This is a genomic window from Micromonospora sp. M51, from assembly GCF_018070305.1.
GTDB classification, from domain to species: Bacteria; Actinomycetota; Actinomycetes; order Mycobacteriales; family Micromonosporaceae; genus Micromonospora; species Micromonospora parva.
The window spans coordinates 1-2,181 of sequence record NZ_JAGPXZ010000915.1 but is presented as its reverse complement, the minus strand read 5'-3'; the positions used below and the strand labels follow the sequence as shown (position 1 = coordinate 2,181).

At 71.5% G+C, this 2,181-nt stretch carries 2 protein-coding genes; one reads left to right on the top strand and one right to left on the bottom strand.

Annotated features, from left to right (window positions below; genetic code table 11):
- Positions 1–491: crosslink repair DNA glycosylase YcaQ family protein (locus tag KBX53_RS30670; RefSeq protein WP_210863216.1), on the bottom strand; the 491-nt coding region annotated here is incomplete at its 3' end.
- Positions 492–790: 299 nt separating this feature from the next.
- Here KBX53_RS30670 and KBX53_RS30665 point away from each other — a divergent pair.
- Positions 791–2,181 (top strand): acetyl/propionyl/methylcrotonyl-CoA carboxylase subunit alpha (locus KBX53_RS30665; protein WP_210863214.1); only part of this gene is annotated, 1,391 nt, incomplete at its 3' end.

Genomic DNA, 2,181 nt, shown 5'->3' with positions numbered 1-2,181 from the left:
ATCGGGAGCAGTGCGACAGCCATCTCGCCCAACGCCCGTGGCTCCGACGTCGGCCAGTGCTCGCCGAGCGCCCGCCCGATCTCCGGCATCGAACGCGGCTCGCCGTCGGCCATCAACGCCCGGGCAGCAGCGGTGAGGTCGTCGAGATCCACCCCGTCGAGCTCGCCGCGGTAGACCCCGAGCACCCGCTGTCGCAGCATGGCGTCGTGGCGGGGGCGCCAGGCCACGGCGTCGTCGGCGGCGAGCAGGTGGACGGTGCGGCGCATGAGGTGCGTCCGCACCACGTGTCGCTCGATCAGCAACGTCGACAGCACCGTCGGATCGAACGCGCGCAGCCGCGACCAGAGCCCGATGAACGGCTCCTGCGGCTCCTGGGCCTGGAGGCCACCGAGGTGGGCGACGGCGTCGAGCGCGGGCAGGTCGGCGCGGTCGAGCAGCAGCTGCCGGGCGAGCGTCGCGCGGTTGAGCGCCCGGGTGTCGAGAACTGTCATCGGGTCCCTTCGGTCGACCTGATTGTCCGACCGGGGGTGACAGTTGCGGGTGCGCCGCCGGCGCGTGGCCGCCGCTGCGCACGTGGCGGGTACCGTGGCGGTCCCGGCCGGGGTGGGTCGGTGGAGGTCGACGCCCTCCCCGGGGACGCCAAAAAGTTTTGTGCACTTCCTACAACTGAGCGACTGTTGGTTCGGTGGTTGCGCCATAGCGCTGGCCGCCGCCACGCGGAAAGGTGATCACTGCGGGGAGCCGTCGTCTCGCGGCATGCAGGTCGAGGTCTAGCTAAGGGGTCTTTCGGGTGTTCAACCGTGTCGCCATCGTCAACCGTGGTGAAGCCGCCATGCGGCTCATCCACGCGGTCCGCGAGTTGGCCGCGGAGACCGGCATCCAGCTCGAAACGGTGGCTCTCTACACCGACGTCGACCGCAACGCCACATTCGTCCGCGAAGCGGACATCGCCTACGATCTCGGCCCGGCGTCGGCGCGCCCCTACCTCAACCTGGCGGTGCTGGAGCGCGCATTGACCGAGACCGGGGCCGACGCCGCCTGGGTCGGCTGGGGCTTCGTCGCCGAGGACCCGGCGTTCGCCGAGCTGTGCGAGAAGATCGGCGTCACCTTCGTCGGGCCGAGCGCGGACGCCATGCGCCAGCTCGGCGACAAGATCGGCTCGAAGCTGATCGCCGAGAAGGTCGGCGTGCCGGTCGCGCCCTGGAGCCGTGGCGCTGTCGAGACCCTCGCCGCCGCCCGGTCCGCGGCAGCCGAGATCGGCTACCCGCTGATGCTGAAGGCGACCGCCGGGGGTGGCGGACGCGGCATCCGCGTGATCAGGAACGAGGCCGAGCTGGTCGACGCCTACGAGCGCACCAGCCAGGAGGCGGCACGGGCGTTCGGCAGCGGCATCGTCTTCCTGGAGCGCCTGGTCACCGGGGCCCGGCACGTCGAGGTCCAGGTGATCGCCGACGGGCAGGGCACCGCGTGGGCGCTCGGTGTCCGCGACTGCTCGGTGCAGCGACGCAACCAGAAGGTCATCGAGGAGTCGGCGTCGCCGGTGCTCGACCCGGCGCAGGCCGCCGAGCTGAAGACGTCGGCCGAGCGGCTGGCCGTGGCGGTCGGTTACCGCGGCGCGGCGACCGTCGAGTTCCTCTACCACCCCGGTGACCGGTTGTTCGCGTTCCTCGAGGTCAACACCCGCCTGCAGGTCGAACACCCGATCACCGAGCTGACCACCGGGTTCGACCTGGTCAAGGCACAGCTGCACGTCGCCTCCGGTGGACGCCTCGTCGGTGCGCCGCCGGCCGAGCGCGGGCACGCCATCGAGGCGCGGCTCAACGCCGAGGACCCCGACCGTGACTTCGCGCCGTCGCCCGGCCGCATCGCCCGGTTGGACCTGCCCAGCGGTCCCGGCATCCGGGTGGACACCGGCGTCAGCGAGGGCGACACCATCCCGGCCGACTTCGACTCGATGATCGCGAAGATCATCGCGTACGGCCGCGACCGTGACGAGGCGCTCGGCAAGCTGCGCCGGGCCATGGCGAACACCACGGTGATCATCGAGGGTGGGGCGACGAACAAGAGCTTCGTGCTCGACCTGCTCGACCAGCCCGAGGTGATCGACGCCAGCGCGGACACCGGCTGGATCGACCGCGTCCGCGGCGAGGGCCGGCTCGTCACGCACCGCCACTCCGCTGT